Below are 17,344 nucleotides of genomic sequence, written 5' to 3'. Positions count from 1 at the left end.
CATCACTAAAAGGACGTTAATATGATCACCTTATATGGCATGCCCCGCAGCCGTGCATTACGAGTCGCTTGGGTGTTAGAAGAGTTAGGCGCCGAATGGGCCTTTTCGTTTGTGGATATGAATAAGGGCGAGCACCGTAGCGCCGCGTTCTTAGCGCTTAATCCCTGCGGCAAAGTGCCAGTGTTAACCGACGATAATCTTGTATTGTCTGAGTCTGCGGCCATTTGCCTGTATCTGGCAGAGAAGTTTGGCAGCTTGTTACCTGAAGCGGGCAGTGCGGCATCGGGTCTGCATCATCAATGGGTGAGCTTTATTATTACCGAACTCGAGCAGCCTCTATGGACCCTAGGCAAGCATAAATTCGCGCTGCCGGAAGCGCAGCGTCATCCTTCTATCATGCCTTGCGCTGTGTGGGAGTTTGATAAGGCGGCGGCCTTGGCTGAAGCTATGCTGCCCGATAGTGACTTTTTACTCGGCGATACCTTATCGGTTGCCGATATTCTGCTGGCACATACACTGATGTGGGGCACTTTATTTGAGCAGCAGATCCCGCCTAAATTGGCGGCGTATCGCGATAGAATTGCGGCGCGTCCTTCGCGTAAATCGGCGCTCGCCAAAATGGAAGCCGTCGCCAACGCAGCGCAGGCTTAATTGGCACTAAGCGATAAAAAACAAAAGGGCAGAAGATTTACTTCTGCCCTTTTTGCTTAAGTCGTTTAGCGTTTATAGCTGAGTCGCCGCCCATTTCGCACGGCTTTCACGGCTTTCACTTAATCCATTTTGCTCACGGAATGCCTTGTAGGCTTCGACATCGAGATTGACTAAGCTAACATCCACTTCAAGCACCAGTTTGCATTCTTTTTTAATGCGCCATGCAGCGGTGTTGTACAGCTCAGTTAACGGCAGCGAGCTTAAAAATTCAGGATTATATTGGGTGTAAACGGCTTGGGTTGGATACACCACGAAGGCTAGGTGACGTTTAGGCTCTTTCTTAAACAAGGCTTCGATGCCGTCTGTGGTATTGAGCACTTGCATCTCGATAATATCGTCGAGATCTAACAGCTTTTTCTGTGCCAGTTCAGGGGCCTGTGTTTCAGCATTTTCCCACGCTAATACATCGGCTTCGCTGTGATTGGTCAGTTGTCCTACTTGAGCCGCACTGAGGCTGAGTGATTGGCGTAAGTAGCTCATTTCGATGGCGTTCAAGCCAATATTTTTAGACATAATGCGGTTCTCAAGTTGATAAAAATACAATCTCGGTAAAATCAGTATTTGTTTTTAAGCCAAATATCTTCGACCCATTCCCAGAAGGATTCCCAATAAGTATCGGTAAAGTCACCGTTTTGCCAGAAGTGAACTTGGCCATCCTGATCGATACAATAAAAGTCATCGCCCAATTGGCAGATGGCGATTAAGTCCCTCGGCAAGCCGATTGACCAAGCATAGCAAGTGACTTCGGGTAAATAGGTGTGTGAATAGGGATCGGCTGCGGTCACAGGCTCAATCGCACCATAAATCACATCACTGGCATGGAGTAGGTATTCCTTTAATTCCCGTGGCAGCGGGATCAAAATCTGTTCCTCAACCTCCACTAACTGCTCGAATGTGGGTAACTCAGTGGCACAGGCACGGTTTCGCTGCGTTCTTGGAGTTGCTCAATAATGTCGTGCATGGAATGTCCTTAAGGGTCGCCTTATGGCGCGGGATTATATAGGGAAATAAGGTTGGATGCGAGGGAAGGGCTGTGAGCGATAGTGGACATAGAACGATAGTGGGCATAGATCGATTGTTAGCGAGATGACGCTTTGGGCTGAGTTTGGGGTTATGCCATAAAAAAGCGCTGGCATCTGTTTTCACAAATAGCCAGCGCAACAGTGGAAGTGGTATAGCGTTAAACGGTTAAGCGATTAAACAATTAAACAAACGGGTGATTAAGCAACTGAGTTAGTGAGCAGTAGTCCTTCATCGACGCGTTTATAGTTAAGCCAAGCTTTGTGATACAGCTTATGGGACTCTTGGCGCAGCTTAGCGATCTGCGCGGTTTCAAACTCACTTAATGCACGTTGCTGTTTTATCGCATTTGCCTCAATCTGTTGAACTTGCTCGTAAACCTTGTGCTCTGGGCCACTTTTAATGTCGGCAATGTCTTTAAGGTGTAATTGGACCTCGGCAATCATGCCGCTTTCGGGCAAACGTACCAGTAAGTTAAGGTCGCGATAACCTGAGGCTTTAGGCTCGGCGAAACGGTTTTTCTGTTTCACGACCTGAGCTTGCTCGCTTAAGGCATAATAGCTTTGCATCAGCTCGGAGATACTGTTACTGACGATGCTGGCGCGGGCAAGATCGGTGATTTGGCTGGCATCACCATTAAATTTAGTGGCGACCTTCTCGGCGGCGCGTTGATAGCTTTTTACGTCTGGTAAAATCACCCGCGCCTGTGTATCCGCTGTGATTCGTTGCAATAAGTTACCTAGCTCATTTTGGGCAATAGGGGCATTTGAATACAGTTTATCTAAACAGCTTAAAGATTGGCGTGGTGTGTCGAAGGTTTGAGTGTTGAGTGCATATAGCCCTTGAAGATCATGGCTTTGAGCTTGCCTTGCGCTATAGCTGCCACGTTCGGCTCTGCTGTCATTGATATCTAAAGGATTGGCTACGCCAGTGCGGGTCGATAATAAGAGTAGAAAGATAAAAAAGGTACGAAATAACTTATTCATAACGGCCTACTTCCTTATGGGAGTGATACACATCACGGGAATACCATAGGCTGGAGTGGCTTAATTAAAGCTGAATCAATGATGAAGACTTGTTCATGTTTAGCTTAGGTTCACATTTTTCGCGCCTAAAAAATAGCGCCGCTATAGTGAGCGGCGCCATAGGGTTTGTTGATTACTATCTTGAATTAATTTGGGATTACCAAATTTTCACGCGTTTCTCTGGTGCGATATACATAGCATCACCAGGTTTCACATCATAGGTGGTGTAAAACTCAGGCATGTTAGACAGCGCGCCAAGAGCACGGAATTCCGCAGGTGAGTGTGGATCTGTTGCTACGCGGTTACGCAGGGCTTCTTCTTTGGCTTTTGCACGCCAAATTTGCGTGAAGCCGATGAAGAAACGTTGATCGCCAGTCAGACCGTCGATAACCGGTGCTTCTTTACCATTGAGTGACTTTTTGTAGGCACGGTAAGCGATAGTCACGCCCGATAAGTCACCGATGTTCTCGCCTAAGGTCAGGCTGCCGTTGACGTGCAGATCGTCAAACACATAGTAGCCATCGTATTGTGCGATCAGCGCCTTACCACGGGCAGAGAATTCTTCTAAGTCTTTCTCTGTCCACCAGTCGCGCATATTACCTTCGCCGTCGAACTTAGCGCCTTGGTCGTCGAAACCATGACCCATTTCGTGACCGATAACCGCACCGATACCACCGTAGTTAACGGCATCATCCGCTTCCATGTTGAAGAAAGGTGGTTGCAGAATTGCAGCTGGGAACACGATTTCGTTCATGGTTGGGTTGTAGTAGGCGTTAACCGTTTGTGGGGTCATGTGCCACTCGTCTTTATCGATTGGCGCGCCTAACTTAGCCAGTGACTTAGCGTGCTCAACTTCGCTTGCGCGAACCGCGTTACCAATCAAATCATCGGCTTTAATGGTTAGCTTGCTGTAATCTTCCCACTTGTTTGGATAACCAATTTTCGGGTTGAATTTCGCTAATTTTTCGGCAGCAGCTTGCTTAGTGGTATCGCTCATCCAAGTCAGATCTTTGATGCTGTCGCCGTAGGCGCCGCGCAGGTTTTCAACCAATGCTTGCATGCGCTCTTTGGCTTCTGGTGCGAAGTGACGCTTCACGTACACTTTACCCACCACTTCACCTAATACGCCGTTGACTGCCGCAACACCGCGCTTCCAACGTGGCTCTTGTTCTTCTTGTCCGTTCAGGGTTTTAGAGAAGAAGGCAAAGTTCTCGTTGTCTAACTCTTCGCTCAAGTTGCTTGCCGCGTGGGTCAGCACTTGCCATTGCATGTAGGTTTTCCAAGTCGCTAGATCGGTCGTTTTGAGGACTTCGTTCAGGCCTTGGATATAGCTTGGTTGGTTAACGATAATGTCGGTTTGCTTGTCAGCACCTAATGTCGTTAAGTAGCCTGTCCAGTCGATATCTGGCGCTAAGCTTGGCAGATCTTTAACTTGGTACAGGTTATAGGATTTAGTGCTGTCGCGGGTTTCAACCACATCCCAATGTTTAGAGGCAATCGCAGTTTCGAGTGCGAGGATCGATTCTGCGCTGGCTTTTGGATTAGCAAGGCCGGCTAGAGTAAACATTTTTTCGATATGGGCAAGGTAAGCCTTACGAATATTAACGAAACGCTCTGACTCGTTAAAGTAGTAGTCTTTTTCTGGCAGGCTTAGGCCGTATTGATACAGGTGAGTCGCGTAACGGCTAGAGTTTTTTGCATCGATATCGATGTAGAAAGCCATTGGCGTACCAGCGCCCATGATTTGGCTGTGGGCGAAGTATTTCACCAGCTCGTTTTTGTCTTTTAAGGCGTTGATAGCATCAAATTCGCCTTTCAGTGGCGTCACGCCTAGCTTGTTTAGCGTCGCTGTGTCCATAAATGAACGGTAAAGATCAGCCACTTTTTGCTCGTCAGTGCCTACGGCCAGATTTGGCGTTGCAGCGACTTCTTCGATAATGGCTTTAACGTCATCACGGGATTTTTCACGCAGATCGTAGAAGGCACCAATGCTAGTGCGATCGGCTGGGATCTCGGCTTTCTTCAGCCAAGCGCCGTTAACATATTCATAGAAGTCGTCCTGTGGACGCACAGACTTATCGAAGTTTTCAAATTCGATACCTGAACCTAATGCTTTAGTTACAGCGGCAGCAGTGGCGGTTTTAGTGGTTTCTGGCGCTTTAACTTCAGCGGGTTTGTCATTACAGGCAGTGAGGCCCGCGATGAGTGAGGCACACAGTCCCCCAATGAGTACTTTTCTCATGTCGTTTCCTTCGAATTTGTTATTGTGCCCATCTCTGGGTCTGTTTGGCTGTAAAATGGGATTGCTTCAGGCGCAACGCTACGTATGTTAATGCTTTAGTGGGAATCTAAACAAGGTGATTACACTTTTTCAGTCGGATTTATTATCCGTCAGTTGTAACTAAAAATTACCATGGTTGAATTTGGCCTAAAAACCGCCAAACATACCGTACGCAAGCTCTGTCAAGTAAGTAAGCACTTAGGTTTGCATTGCGTAACCGAGCACGCGTTTGGGTAATTTGATTGGCTAGGCTTTGCCCTTTCGTTCGTTGGGCCTCATAATACGGCGGTTTTCATTTATTGAAGTTGAGTCGTCCCGTGCGTTTAGACAAATTTATCTGTGAAAGTACCTCGCTTACCCGTTCTTTAGCGAAAAAAGCCCTGCACCGTGGTGACATCACCTGTGATGGGGCTGTGATTAAAGATGCTGGCTTTAAAGTGCTCGAGGGGATGCAAGTGTGCCTCGAAGGTGAGCCTATCTCCCTCCTCGGTGAGCGTTACCTGATGCTCAATAAACCCGTGGATACGATTTGCTCGACCATAGATGAAGTCTACCCTTCGGTATTGAGCCTGCTGGATATTGAAAAGCCCGAAACTTTACACATTGCTGGCCGTTTAGATGCCGATACCACGGGCCTAGTGTTGATCACGAGTGATGGTCAATGGTCGCATCGGATCACCTCGCCGAAAAAAGAATGTGGCAAGCGTTACTTAGTGACGTTAGCCGAGCCTGTGGATGAGAGTCTGATTGGCGTTTTTGCCGCTGGAGTGGAGCTGAGAAACGAGGACGGCCTGACAAAACCCGCAGTGCTTGAAATCATCGAGCCGCAGCTGGTGCGTTTAACCATTACAGAAGGCAAGTATCACCAAGTGAAGCGGATGTTTGCCGCCGTAGGTAATCATGTGGTTGGCTTACACCGTGAAAGCATTGGCAAAATTGAATTAGACGCAGAACTTGCTCTAGGCGAATGGCGCTATCTGACGAGCGAAGAAATCGCCTCGATTTAACACCCTTTGGCTAAAAAAATGCCGCTCCTGATGAGCGGCATTTTTATTGCTATTTTTATCGCCAATTAGCGTTTTCTGATAAGGCTATTGTTTTTTCAGGATCAGATTACCGCTAATGGTATCCATCTTCACACTGGCGCTACCAGAGCCCGTTTGGAAGCTTAAGGATTCATTCGGCACGTATTTTTGTCTTTGTGGCACATCTTGGCTCAAGCCATTTTTGATTTTGCCGCCTGGGCCGCCATTGAGCTCGAAATTGGCATCTGGTGTATCAGCAAATGTCACAATAATATCGCCACTGACGCTCTCTAGATTGGCTTTATCGAAGCTTTTTGCCAGTGACACTTGAGTGTCGCCGCTCACGGTGCGGACATTGACTTCTTTGGCGGTATTTAAGTCGGCTTTGATTTCCCCCGAAACCTGCTCGACTTTCACTTTATCGGCTAAGGTTTGGCTGTTGAGATCGCCGCTCACTAAACGGTATTTGATTTCGCCTTTGCTTTGGGTGTCTTTAATCTCACCGGAGACGGTATCTAACATCACTTTACCCGCTAACCCCTTAGTGGTGATGTCGCCAGACACAGTGTGCAATGTCGGTGTGCCGTCTAGTGCCTCGGCGGTGATATTACCGCTAACGGTATTTAACTCCAGCTCGCCTTGAGTCTGGCTGATTTGCAGATTGGCTGAAATCGTATCGGCGCTCAGCTTGACGGTTTTAGGTACCTTAATGGTGAGTTTTGAACCGTTATTGTCACTGCCGTTATAGTGGCGTGGCATTTTATCTTCGATATTCAGGTTGTTACCTTTCTGTTCGAAGACAAAACCTTCGCTCAGCTCATCGAGAGTGCCCGTCACGCTGACTTCATTTTTATCCCAGCTTTGAATTTGCACTTCGCCCCGTTGGACTTTGATTTGCAGCAGGGTATCGCTGCTCATCGGCAACTGTTTGTCCACACTTTCAGCGGCGAACACACTGCCCATAAGGCCAAGATAAAGCGTCGACACTAAGAGACTGGTTTTCGTGAGGGTAAAATGGCTCATATGCTATTTCCTTGTGTTGAGTTTTGAATCGGAAGTTTTTGGCCTTGCTGTAGCAAATCGAGTTCACGTTGTTGCACCCAAAGCCAGAGTTGCCAAAGTTGTTTGTCGGTTGGATTAGCTTGTAACGCTTGATAAATCTGTTCGCCGGCACGGCGTAATTCCGCTAAGCCTTGCTCTAATGGCGCGCTAAAGCGACTGGTTTGCCAAGCCACAACCGTCGGGGGGTGTTCGAGGCTCGTCACTTGGGCTTGATGTGTCTGGGCAATTTGGCTTAGCAGCGTGTGCAGCGCTTGTTCATCATCCGCCGGTTGGCTGACGATTTGCTCAGGGAGCAACGTTATTACCGGAGCTTGAGTGTAAAAACCAAAGAACACAGCTAGCACTACAGTTGCGGCAATCGCCCATTGCACGCCTTGCAGTCGCGGCGCTTGGCGAACAGCCGTTTGCGACACCAATGGCTTATCCATACGTTTTTCGATGCCTTGCCAAAGATCCCGTTCGGGAGTTAATGCTTTGGGGGCATCATCAATCAACTGCTGGAGCTTGGCCTCGCGGGGATCGTTAGATAAGGACATTACAGCATCTCCTGTAGTAATTGCTTGGCTCTGTGGTACTGGGTCTTGCTGGTTCCCACCGCAATACCCAGTAATTGCGCAATTTCTTCATGTTGATAGCCTTCAATGGCGCAGAGCACAAACACGATGCGCGCCCGCTCTGGCAGTTTGAGGATCAACTTGTCTAACCCTTGATAATGTTCATCCGCGCTTGAATGTTCATCGTCACTCTCCATCGGGATAAAACGTGCCCAAAATGACTTTTGCTTACGGATAAAGCTCAGTGCCTGATTCACACAAATACTGTGTAACCAAGTGGAAAATTGGCTCTCCCCCCTAAACTGCGGCAATTTCTGCCAGACCAGAATAAAACACTCTTGGGTGATTTCTTCCGCCTGCGAGGCTTGGCCGGATAACCGCAGTGATAGGGCATATACTCTTGGATGATGCTGTAAATACAGTTGCTTAAATGCGGCTCTATTCCCTTGGCTGGCCAAGGTGATGAGGTCAAATTCTGACATTGCATCGTTGAGTGGGAGTCTCCCTACCGTCACTGTATTTTCCTGTCATCAAGGTGAATGATTACTGATTGGACGCTTTGAAAAGCGCAAAAGGTTTGTATCCAATAAAAATATATTCAGTTTATTTTTAGATATTGCGTAACTCTTTGCGTTGTTGTAGTAAAATTAGTGGTGTTTTTTAGCGCTAACTTTATGAAGTTATTAATTTTATACCAGATGGTATTCAGGTGTAATCGCTAATACAGCAGGATAAATCATTCGCGATATTCAGCCTAATACTGGCGTTGCAGTTAATGGTGATGGTGTGAAGAGGAGCATTGCTCGACCGATGCACTATAAATAAAAGATAAACTTTGTATATCAGGGATATTTTGCTGTTAAAGGCCTAACTCCCAGCTATCTTTTTAAGAGATGTTATTTATTAGGGGCTTTATATGTTAATCCGCTCAAAGTTGTTACTCAGTGCCGCTGTATCCGTGACGGCCTTGATTGCCATGTTTGGATTGCAGCTTCATTCTAATTCGGTTGAGTCGGAACTCTCCCACGCCGCGCAAACCGTTCTCGAGCTAGAGCGAGACGTATTGCTACTGCGTAAAAATGAAAAGGACTTCTTTGGTCGGAAAGATATTCAATATGTTGAAAAGCATAAAGAAGTACATGCAAAGATTGATGAGTTAGTCCCGAGTCTCGAGAGTATTTTTAAAAAATACAAGGTTTCCACAGCGTCACTCGAAAGCTTTGACCGTAACCTCAATCAGTACCAAGTCGCCTTTAACGAAGTTGTACAACTCCAACAAGAAATTGGTTTAACCCCTAAAACGGGTCTCTACGGCACCCTAAGAACGGCAGTGCATAATGTCGAGTCCATGCTGAAGGAATACGACCAGTTATCCCTCGAAGTCGCTATGTTGCAGCTACGCCGCAACGAAAAAGACTTTATGCTGCGCCGCGAGATGAGCTATGTCGAGACCTTCGACGCTAACATCGCCAAGTTCAATACTAGCCTCAGAGCATCGAGTTTAGACACGGATACCCAAAATAAAATTGCGGGCTTAATTGAACAATATCAAAAGGATTTTAAGAGCTTAGTTAATAAAGAGCAGCAACTGGGTCTCAGTGAAAAAGATGGCACCATGGCGAAATTGATCGCCGCGAATAAGTTGACCGAAGTGAGTGCTGACGAGCTGCATAATCTTGCGTTAAAAGCCATCGATGATACTGAAAGCAGCAGCGTCAATATCGGGATTTTGGTCTTCGTGATTATCGCCCTGATCCTTGCTGTGATTACCTACCTCATCATCCGCAGTATTATCACCCCAGTTGAGCGTATCACTCAGGTGATTTCACGTATCGAGGTCAGTAAGGATTTAACCCTCAGATGCGATGCCTCGACCCAAGATGAACTGGGGGAAATTGCGCAGCATTTCAACAGCATGGTGGGAAGCTTCCAGCAGCTTATCGAGCAGGTTATTGACTCAGTCGCCACGATTAACACCTCCTGTAAGAGTGTGTCAGAGAACGCCATGCTTGCGTCTGAAGGCGTTGCCCAGCAGCTTAATGAAACCGATATGGTGGCGACGGCGATTACCGAAATGGGCGCGACCATTGATGAAATTGCTAAAACTACCGAGCTTGCAGCCCTCAAAGCGGGTAAAACCCATGAAAACGCCCAATTAGGGCAAACGGAGGTTGAGCAAACCATCCTTAAGATCAGACAACTGTCAGATCAGATTAACAGCAGCGCTTCTGTGGTGGATGAGCTCGAGCGTGATAGTGAAACCATTGGTAGCGTGCTCGATGTGATCCGTGGCATTGCGGAGCAAACCAACTTACTGGCACTCAATGCGGCGATTGAAGCGGCTCGCGCGGGTGAGCAAGGCCGTGGTTTTGCTGTGGTTGCCGATGAAGTACGCAGTCTGGCGATGCGAACTCAATCGTCGACACAGGAAATTGCCAACATTATTCAAACCTTGCAAAGCCGAACTCGCGCCATAGTGCAATTAATGGATGCGAGCCAAAAGCAAGGGGCCGAGAGTGCTGAGCAGGCTGCGGCGGCAGGAGAGTTGCTGAAGCTTATCAATACCGATGTACATAATATTATGGATATGAGCACACAGATTGCCGCAGCGATTGAAGAGCAGAGCATGGTTGCCGCCGAAGTGAATAAGAACGTGGTCGTTATCCGTGATATTGCTGAGGATTCTTCTCGGGCTGCCGATGCCAATGCATCGGCTTCGGATGAACTTAAATCCCGCGCCGAATATCTGGTCAGTGCTGTGAGTCACTTTAAGATCTAGTCGCACTTTTGTCTGTCAGAAACGCACCTTAGGGTGCGTTTTTTATGGGGAAGTTAAGCGCTGAGGTTTTGTCTTAAGATGGCTGCGTGAGTGAATTAACGTGAATAGCTCTAAATGATAACTGCGATAAAACCCACCAACAAAAAACGCACCCTAAGGTGCGTTTTTTATGCAAAGCGCCGCCATTAGTGGCTGAACATTGCAGAGATAGACTCTTCGTTGCTTACGCGGCGAATGGCTTCTGCCAATACGGCCGACATTGTCAGTTGAGTCACTTTAGCCACTTTAAGCATTTCAGGGCTTAAAGGTACAGTATCGGTCACGATAACTTCATCGATCACTGAGTTTTCGATATTTTCAGCCGCTTTGCCAGAGAACACTGGGTGAGTTGCGTAAGCAAATACGCGGTTTGCACCATGTTCTTTCAGGGCTTCAGCCGCTTTACACAGAGTGCCGCCTGTGTCGATCATATCGTCAACGATAATGCAGTCACGGCCTTGAACATCGCCGATAATGTGCATCACTTGTGCAACGTTTGCCTGTGGACGACGTTTATCGATAATGGCCAAATCAGAATCATCTAACAGTTTTGCCACTGCGCGAGCACGAACCACGCCACCGATGTCAGGAGAGACAACCACAGGGTTATCTAACTTCTTCGCAACCATGTCTTCTAATAGCACTGGGCTACCAAATACGTTATCAACAGGAACGTCGAAGAAGCCTTGGATCTGCTCAGCGTGTAAATCACAGGTTAAAACGCGGTCAACACCGACGCTAGACAGGAAGTCAGCAACCACTTTTGCCGTAATAGGTACACGTGCGCTGCGGACGCGACGGTCTTGACGAGCATAACCAAAGTAAGGAATAACAGCAGTGATACGACCAGCAGATGCACGGCGTAGCGCATCAACCATCACGATCAGTTCCATGAGGTTATCGTTAGTCGGCGCGCAGGTGGATTGGATGATAAACACATCGGCACCACGTACATTTTCGTTGATTTGGACACTGATTTCACCATCGCTGAAACGACCAACCACTGCGTCTCCGAGTTTACAAAATAGACGATCGGCTATCTTCTTAGCGAGACTGGGGGTGGCATTCCCAGCAAAGAGCTTGATGTCGGGCACTGTATGAACCTCAGGCGTTTGCTTTATATTTTAGTGGCTAGAGCAACGACGATGCGGGGACGGGAGCGGACCCGTGGGCTATCGTGAAAAAAGTTGCTCTAGAAGAAAGTAGTTTATGGACGATTGAGTCGCACTATGAGCGGCGAAATATTCATCCCTTTTGCAACAAATCCTTGCATATCAGACGGTAATTTCGCCAAGGCTGCGAGAGCTTGCTGCTGCGACGAAAACTCCCCAAACACGCATGCGCCCGTTCCGGTCATTCTCGACGGCGCATATTCTAGCAGCCAGCCTAAGGCCTTGGCAACTTGAGGGTATTTAGATACGACCAGTTCTTGGCAATCATTTCTCCAAGGTTGGCTCAGTAAAGTGTCAATGCCAAGCTTAGGCGTATTACGCGGCAGCTTCGGATCTTGGAATACCGCTGCGGTGGAAACATGGGCGTCAGGGGCAATGATTAAATACCATAATTCAGCGGGATTAACCGTCTGTAAACACTCTCCAACTCCCTCGGCAAATGCAGCGAAACCATGAATAAAAACAGGGATATCGGCACCGAGTTTTAATCCAATTGCCGCTAATTCATCATGAGACAATTGGGTATTCCATAACTGATTCAAGGCGACAAGTGTGGTGGCTGCATCCGAGGAGCCACCGCCTAAACCGCCGCCCATGGGCAGACGTTTATCGAGCCAGATTTCAGCACCGCCACGATAACCTGTAGATTGTTGCAGTGATTTTGCGGCTCGCAGAATTAAGTTATCGCTATCCGCGACAACGTTTGACATGTCCGAGTGCAAAATCAGTTCAGGTGTGTCAGTCACTCGAAAGTCGAGTTGATCGCAACAGTCAACAAATTGAAACAGGGTTTGCAACTCATGGTAACCGTCACTGCGGCGTCCGTTGATATGCAAAAACAGATTGAGTTTGGCGGGAGCTGGCCAATTTCGTGAAATCTCTTGGGACATGCTAAGGTTTTTCTCCGAGCAGTATTGAGGGTTTACCTAAGGCTTGCCATTGATTGAGCTGAAGCTTGAGCTGTAAATCACCGCGTTCGAGCGTTAATTGGTAAGGCACCTTAGCGCCACTTTGGAATTGCCAGCTTAAAAATGTGACTAACCAAGGCGGTGGCGTTTGCACATTTTGCAGTTGCTTAGTTTGGCCTGTACTATCAACGGCGATAACGCGATCTAAACTGCCAACTTGCCCTGTGATCCACAGGGGCAAATCGTTAATCGGGATGGACCAGCCACTGACGCGTTCAAGTAAGGCTTGGGCGTTATTATCACGAAAATCTTTGTCATCAATATGTAGGTGAGCCGAGTGAGGCGTCGCCTCCAAAGTCAATACTGTAGTACCTAACATCGTCGTGAGCGTGAGCTCGTCGCGTTCCTCGCTGTGGCGCCAATAGAGATTGGCACTGAGCTTATCTTCAGGTGTGCGGATAGCGAGTTTACCCTGTAGCTCCCACGCTTTAGCTTGGGCTGCATTATCGACCGTAATAGGGCTGAGATCGGTCATAGGCGGCAGTGTTTCACAGCCGCCTAAAAACAATAGTCCGCTCAAGGCGATACAAGAGAAAATGGATTTTGTGAAGCGCTTCAAATTATTCATCTATAACTGATATACCAAAGTCCTTATGATACGAGGGCTTGGAAAGAATACCAATGCCATTTGTAAAATTTCCATTGGCAGTCACTTGGGATAACTTCAGTCGTGCTAATCGGTAATTGTCTATCATTGATAGAAAATTTAGGTAAGAAGTTAGACCTTTATTCGGTTTTGTTAAGCGTATTCTGTTTTTAGTTGGGCCAATTCAGTAGAATGCCCTTATTAAGAGAGACGCCAAGAATCTAGAAAAGAGTCAGATGAGCCTTGTAGCAATCGGTATTAACCATAAAACAGCCACGGTAGACCTGCGTGAGAAAGTCGCCTTCTCTCCAGACACAATTCATGATGCCATGAAGAGTCTGGCCAGTCGTACGCGCTCCGGTGAAGCCGTTATCGTCTCGACCTGTAATCGCACTGAGTTGTATTGTAACAATGGCGATGAGGCCGATATCATTGAATGGCTTGAAGAGTTTCATGGCCTAGAGCATAAAGATGTCGCGCCCTGCCTCTACAATTATCACGGACAAGAGGCGGTGAGGCATTTGATGCGTGTTGCTTCGGGTCTTGACTCGTTGATCCTGGGTGAGCCGCAGATTCTTGGTCAAGTTAAACAAGCCTTTGTCAAAGCCAAAGAAGCCGGCACTGTCGCCTTAACTATTGACCGCTTGTTCCAAAATACTTTCTCTGTTGCTAAAAAAGTGCGTACCGAAACCGAAATCGGTGCCGCTGCTGTATCGGTCGCTTTTGCGGCCGTGAGCATGGCAAAACATATCTTCTCTTCGCTGTCGACCACTAAGGTACTGTTAATCGGTGCGGGTGAAACGATAGAGCTAGTAGCTAAGCATCTTAAAGATAACGGTGTTGCCTCTATGGTGGTGGCAAACCGTACTTTAGAGCGCGCTCAAAGCATGTGTGAAGAGTTCAATGCCACGGCAATTACGCTGGCACAGATACCAGATTTTCTCCCTAAAGCCGATATCGTGATATCCTCTACCGCCAGCCCGCTACCAATCCTTGGTAAAGGCATGGTAGAAAAAGCGCTAAAGCAGCGTCGCCATCAACCTATGTTATTGGTTGATATAGCAGTTCCCCGGGATATTGAGCCGGAAGTCGCCGATTTGGACGATGCGTTTCTGTATACAGTGGACGACCTGCATAGCATTATTGAACAGAATAAGGCTTCCCGTAAGGAGGCCGCCGAGCAAGCTGAATTAATTACTGAAGAACAATCTCACCTCTTTATGGAGTGGGTGCGTTCTTTAGAGTCGGTCGATAGTATTCGCGAGTATCGCAGCCAGAGCATGGCGATAAAGGATGAGTTAGTGGAACGCGCCCTGAATAAATTAGCGCAGGGGGGCGACACTGAGCAGGTATTGATTGAACTAGCCAATCGCCTGACCAATAGACTCATTCACGCACCCACCCAAGCCCTCACGGTGGCGAGCCGTCAGGGGGATTTGAATACATTAGGTCAGTTAAGAACAGCGCTCGGATTAGATAAAAACTAAGGTTAGCGAGTTAAATGAAGGAATCCGTTATCCGCAAGCTGGAAGGCTTGCTCGAGCGCAACGAAGAAGTCTTAGCTTTGCTTGGTGATGCGTCTGTCATTGCCGATCAGGATCGTTTTCGTGCGTTATCCAAAGAATATTCTCAGTTAGAAGAAGTGGTTGCAGGCTTTAAAGCCTACCAGCAGGCACTGGCGGATCTCGAGTCTGCTAAGGAAATGCTGGAAGAAGATGACGCTGAAATGCGTGAAATGGCGCAGGAAGAAATCAAGGCTGCTAAAGCTGAACTTGAACGTCTCGAAGCCGAACTGCAAATTCTGTTACTACCAAAAGATCCTAACGACGACACTAACGCCTTTATCGAAATTCGTGCCGGTGCGGGTGGCGACGAAGCGGCGATCTTCGCGGGCGACTTATTCCGTATGTATAGCCGTTATGCTGAAGCCAACCGTTGGCAGCTCGAGATCATGAGCTCGAACGAAGGCGAGCATGGCGGTTTTAAAGAAATCATCGTTAAAGTCAGTGGTGAAGGCGCCTACGGTAAACTCAAATTTGAATCCGGTGGTCACCGCGTTCAACGTGTACCTGAAACCGAGTCCCAAGGCCGAGTTCACACTTCCGCAGTAACTGTGGTAGTGATGCATGAAGTGCCTGAAGCTGAGGCGATTTCCATTAATCCTGCCGATCTTAAGGTCGATACTTTCCGCTCATCGGGCGCAGGTGGTCAGCACGTTAACAAAACCGATTCTGCCATTCGTATTACTCACATTCCTACCGGGATTGTGGTGGAATGTCAGGATCAACGCTCGCAACATAAAAATCGCGCACAAGCAATGAGCGTGTTAGCGGCGCGTATCCAAGCCGTAGAAGATGAAAAACGCCGCAGCGCTGAAGAGTCAACTCGTCGTAGTCTGGTCGCCAGTGGTGACCGCTCTGAGCGGATTCGTACCTATAACTTCCCGCAGGGCCGCGTGAGTGAACATCGTATTAACTTAACCCTATATCGCTTAAATGAAGTGATGGAGGGTGACTTGGATGCGATTTTAGGACCGCTGATGCAAGAACATCAGGCAGATTTATTAGCCGCACTCGCTGACGAGCAGGGGTAATTTTGGCTGATCAATCCTGTATCGCCGAGGCCCTGCAATGGGCCTATGTACAGCTAGCTTCAACCTCTGAATCCGCCCATTTGGATGCAGAGGTTTTCCTGCTGTATTGCCTCAATAAAAACCGTGCATTTCTCTACACTTGGCCCGAAAAAGCCTTAACGGTGGAGCAGTGGAAACGTTTCCAGCAAATGGTGCAACGTCGCCAGCAGGGCGTACCCGTGGCGCATATTGTGGGTGAGCGTGAGTTTTGGTCACTGCCGTTTATCGTGAATGACACCACGTTAATTCCTCGCCCCGATACCGAAATCTTAGTCGAAACTGCCTTAAACTTGCCCCTTGAGAGCAATGCTAAGGTGCTCGATTTAGGGACTGGAACCGGTGCAATTGCGCTGGCGCTGGCTTCTGAGCGGGCGACTTGGCAAATCACTGCCGTCGATAAGGTGGAAGATGCGGTGGCATTGGCCAAAGCGAATCGGACTAACCTTAAGTTAGAGCAGGTAGAGATCCTCCAGAGTGATTGGTTTAGCGCTATCAAGGCCCATGACTTTGATTTAATTGTCTCAAATCCGCCTTACATCGATGAGGCCGATGAGCATTTACATCAAGGGGATGTGCGTTTTGAGCCGCAAAGCGCGCTCACTGCCGCCGATGAGGGCTTTGCCGATCTTTACTACATCGCCAAAACCGCTCGGGATTATTTAAAGCCCAACGGCTATATTCTGCTCGAGCATGGTTTTGAGCAGGCGGTAAAGCTTAGAGAAAAACTGACCGAGCTGGGTTATCAGAATGTCGCAACCGTGCGGGATTTTGGCAGCAACGACAGATGTACTATGGGTAAGTGGATGGGTTTGATTGGAATTTAATATGTAATCCTATCCTGCCAAGCACTAAACAACGCCATTGGTTATTTATCAATGGCGTTTTTATTTGTGTATCGGTTGAAATGGGCCGCTTTTGGCAAGTGCCCGACTCAATATCTTCAAAATCAGCTCTAAGCTTAGGCTCAAGCTATAACACTTTGACCATAAAGAATTTACTGCCGGTTTCGGGATAGGCTTGTTGTACCCATTGCACGCGATATCCGTGGCGCTCATAGAAAGGTTTGGCTTGAAAATCTAAGGTATCGAGTAGGACAAATTGGCAGCCGCGTTGTTTGGCCTTGGTTTCGGCCTCGAATAATAAGCGTGAGCCGATGTTTTGCTGGCGTAATGCGGCATCGACCCAAAGGTAGTCAATCAATAGCCAATTACCAAAGGTTTTGCCGCTTAAGCCCGCGAGCAAGCTGCCATCCTCATCCTGTAATTTTAATCCTAGGTTTTGGCGTTTCAGTGTTTGCCAGTGCAGTTGATTAAATTCGACAATTTTTTGCTTTACTGCATCGGCAAATTCGGCGGACTCATCGTCAATTATCATTAAATTCATTGTGGTTTCCTACAAACTGAGGGCCAGGTTTTCGTCTGCGAATCTCGCGCGTTAGGCATTGGTCTGGCGTTATGATTAGGGTAAACTAGCGCCTTTGTCACTGGCCA

General features: G+C 47.8%; 16 protein-coding genes and 1 pseudogene. 6 read left to right on the top strand and 11 right to left on the bottom strand.

Translation table 11 applies throughout. The features are described 5' to 3' along the window. Window positions 1–21: 21 nt before the first annotated feature. Window positions 22–651 (top strand): glutathione S-transferase family protein, encoded by a 630-nt coding sequence (locus tag ACUZ8J_RS17240; RefSeq protein ID WP_446694466.1) that lies wholly within the window; start codon window positions 22–24, stop codon window positions 649–651. Between the two features lie 72 nt (window positions 652–723). Here the strand turns inward: ACUZ8J_RS17240 and ACUZ8J_RS17235 are convergent, their stop codons facing one another. The 4 genes and pseudogenes from ACUZ8J_RS17235 to ACUZ8J_RS17220 form a co-directional block, all read right to left on the bottom strand. After that, entirely contained in the window at window positions 724–1,224 is a 501-nt protein-coding gene (locus ACUZ8J_RS17235) for a DUF4447 family protein (protein ID WP_011623924.1), read from the bottom strand. 41 nt (window positions 1,225–1,265) lie between these two features. Further along, window positions 1,266–1,672: pseudogene (locus ACUZ8J_RS17230) on the bottom strand (SMI1/KNR4 family protein). A gap of 259 nt (window positions 1,673–1,931) precedes the next feature. Then, window positions 1,932–2,717, bottom strand: a complete 786-nt coding sequence (locus ACUZ8J_RS17225; RefSeq protein WP_208661718.1) for a RelA/SpoT domain-containing protein — start codon at window positions 2,715–2,717, stop codon at window positions 1,932–1,934. Window positions 2,718–2,913: 196 nt separating this feature from the next. Continuing rightward, window positions 2,914–4,998, bottom strand: a complete 2,085-nt coding sequence (locus ACUZ8J_RS17220; protein WP_342201350.1) for a M13 family metallopeptidase — start codon at window positions 4,996–4,998, stop codon at window positions 2,914–2,916. A gap of 338 nt (window positions 4,999–5,336) precedes the next feature. Here ACUZ8J_RS17220 and rsuA point away from each other — a divergent pair, with 338 nt between their 5' ends. Beyond that, the gene (rsuA, locus tag ACUZ8J_RS17215) at window positions 5,337–6,044 is read left to right on the top strand and encodes a 16S rRNA pseudouridine(516) synthase RsuA (RefSeq protein ID WP_446694465.1); all 708 of its coding nucleotides are present in this window, start codon (window positions 5,337–5,339) and stop codon (window positions 6,042–6,044) included. A gap of 84 nt (window positions 6,045–6,128) precedes the next feature. Here rsuA and ACUZ8J_RS17210 read toward each other — a convergent pair whose 3' ends face one another. Genes ACUZ8J_RS17210 through ACUZ8J_RS17200 form a run of 3 tightly spaced genes read right to left on the bottom strand, consistent with a single transcriptional unit; the run spans window position 6,129 to window position 8,193 of the window. Then, window positions 6,129–7,085: a DUF4097 family beta strand repeat-containing protein gene (locus ACUZ8J_RS17210; protein WP_446694464.1), complete on the bottom strand. Its 957-nt coding sequence runs from the start codon at window positions 7,083–7,085 to the stop codon at window positions 6,129–6,131. Beyond that, the gene (locus ACUZ8J_RS17205; protein WP_446694463.1) at window positions 7,082–7,660 is read right to left on the bottom strand and encodes an anti-sigma factor; all 579 of its coding nucleotides are present in this window, start codon (window positions 7,658–7,660) and stop codon (window positions 7,082–7,084) included. The genes ACUZ8J_RS17210 and ACUZ8J_RS17205 overlap by 4 nt, the downstream gene beginning before the upstream one ends. Continuing rightward, complete coding sequence (locus ACUZ8J_RS17200) at window positions 7,660–8,193, bottom strand: RNA polymerase sigma factor (RefSeq protein WP_248966637.1); 534 nt, start codon at window positions 8,191–8,193, stop codon at window positions 7,660–7,662. Before ACUZ8J_RS17200 ends, ACUZ8J_RS17205 begins: the two co-directional genes overlap by 1 nt. Before the next feature lie 401 nt (window positions 8,194–8,594). Between ACUZ8J_RS17200 and ACUZ8J_RS17195 the strand changes: the two genes are divergently transcribed. Beyond that, window positions 8,595–10,457 (top strand): methyl-accepting chemotaxis protein, encoded by a 1,863-nt coding sequence (locus ACUZ8J_RS17195; protein WP_446694462.1) that lies wholly within the window; start codon window positions 8,595–8,597, stop codon window positions 10,455–10,457. A 185-nt stretch (window positions 10,458–10,642) separates the two neighbouring features. Here ACUZ8J_RS17195 and ACUZ8J_RS17190 read toward each other — a convergent pair whose 3' ends face one another. The 3 genes from ACUZ8J_RS17190 to lolB all read right to left on the bottom strand — a co-directional run bounded on the left by ACUZ8J_RS17190 (window position 10,643) and on the right by lolB (window position 13,204). Further along, window positions 10,643–11,590 (bottom strand): ribose-phosphate pyrophosphokinase, encoded by a 948-nt coding sequence (locus ACUZ8J_RS17190; RefSeq protein ID WP_133178484.1) that lies wholly within the window; start codon window positions 11,588–11,590, stop codon window positions 10,643–10,645. A 113-nt stretch (window positions 11,591–11,703) separates the two neighbouring features. Beyond that, window positions 11,704–12,558, bottom strand: coding sequence for a 4-(cytidine 5'-diphospho)-2-C-methyl-D-erythritol kinase (gene ispE / locus ACUZ8J_RS17185; protein ID WP_342204739.1), 855 nt, complete (start codon window positions 12,556–12,558; stop codon window positions 11,704–11,706). Window position 12,559: 1 nt separating this feature from the next. Continuing rightward, a complete protein-coding gene (gene lolB, locus ACUZ8J_RS17180) occupies window positions 12,560–13,204 on the bottom strand; it encodes a lipoprotein insertase outer membrane protein LolB (protein ID WP_446694461.1) in 645 nt (214 codons plus the stop codon). A 254-nt stretch (window positions 13,205–13,458) separates the two neighbouring features. Between lolB and hemA the strand changes: the two genes are divergently transcribed. Genes hemA through prmC form a run of 3 tightly spaced genes read left to right on the top strand, consistent with a single transcriptional unit; the run spans window position 13,459 to window position 16,678 of the window. Beyond that, complete coding sequence (gene hemA, locus ACUZ8J_RS17175) at window positions 13,459–14,709, top strand: glutamyl-tRNA reductase (protein ID WP_037422253.1); 1,251 nt, start codon at window positions 13,459–13,461, stop codon at window positions 14,707–14,709. Between the two features lie 14 nt (window positions 14,710–14,723). Beyond that, a complete protein-coding gene (prfA, locus tag ACUZ8J_RS17170) occupies window positions 14,724–15,815 on the top strand; it encodes a peptide chain release factor 1 (protein ID WP_218738017.1) in 1,092 nt (363 codons plus the stop codon). 2 nt (window positions 15,816–15,817) lie between these two features. Then, window positions 15,818–16,678 carry a peptide chain release factor N(5)-glutamine methyltransferase gene (prmC, locus tag ACUZ8J_RS17165; RefSeq protein ID WP_446694460.1) on the top strand — a complete coding sequence of 287 codons (861 nt, stop codon included), beginning with the start codon at window positions 15,818–15,820 and terminating at the stop codon, window positions 16,676–16,678. Window positions 16,679–16,823: 145 nt separating this feature from the next. On the opposite strand, the gene ACUZ8J_RS17160 is transcribed toward prmC, so the two are convergent. Then, the gene (locus ACUZ8J_RS17160; RefSeq protein WP_446694459.1) at window positions 16,824–17,237 is read right to left on the bottom strand and encodes a GNAT family N-acetyltransferase; all 414 of its coding nucleotides are present in this window, start codon (window positions 17,235–17,237) and stop codon (window positions 16,824–16,826) included. Window positions 17,238–17,344: the final 107 nt, after the last annotated feature.

The sequence above is a fragment of the Shewanella sp. Koi 1 genome (assembly GCF_052907445.1).
The sequence above is the reverse complement of the archived record's forward strand: the minus strand, read 5'-3'. Positions and strand labels throughout refer to the sequence as shown.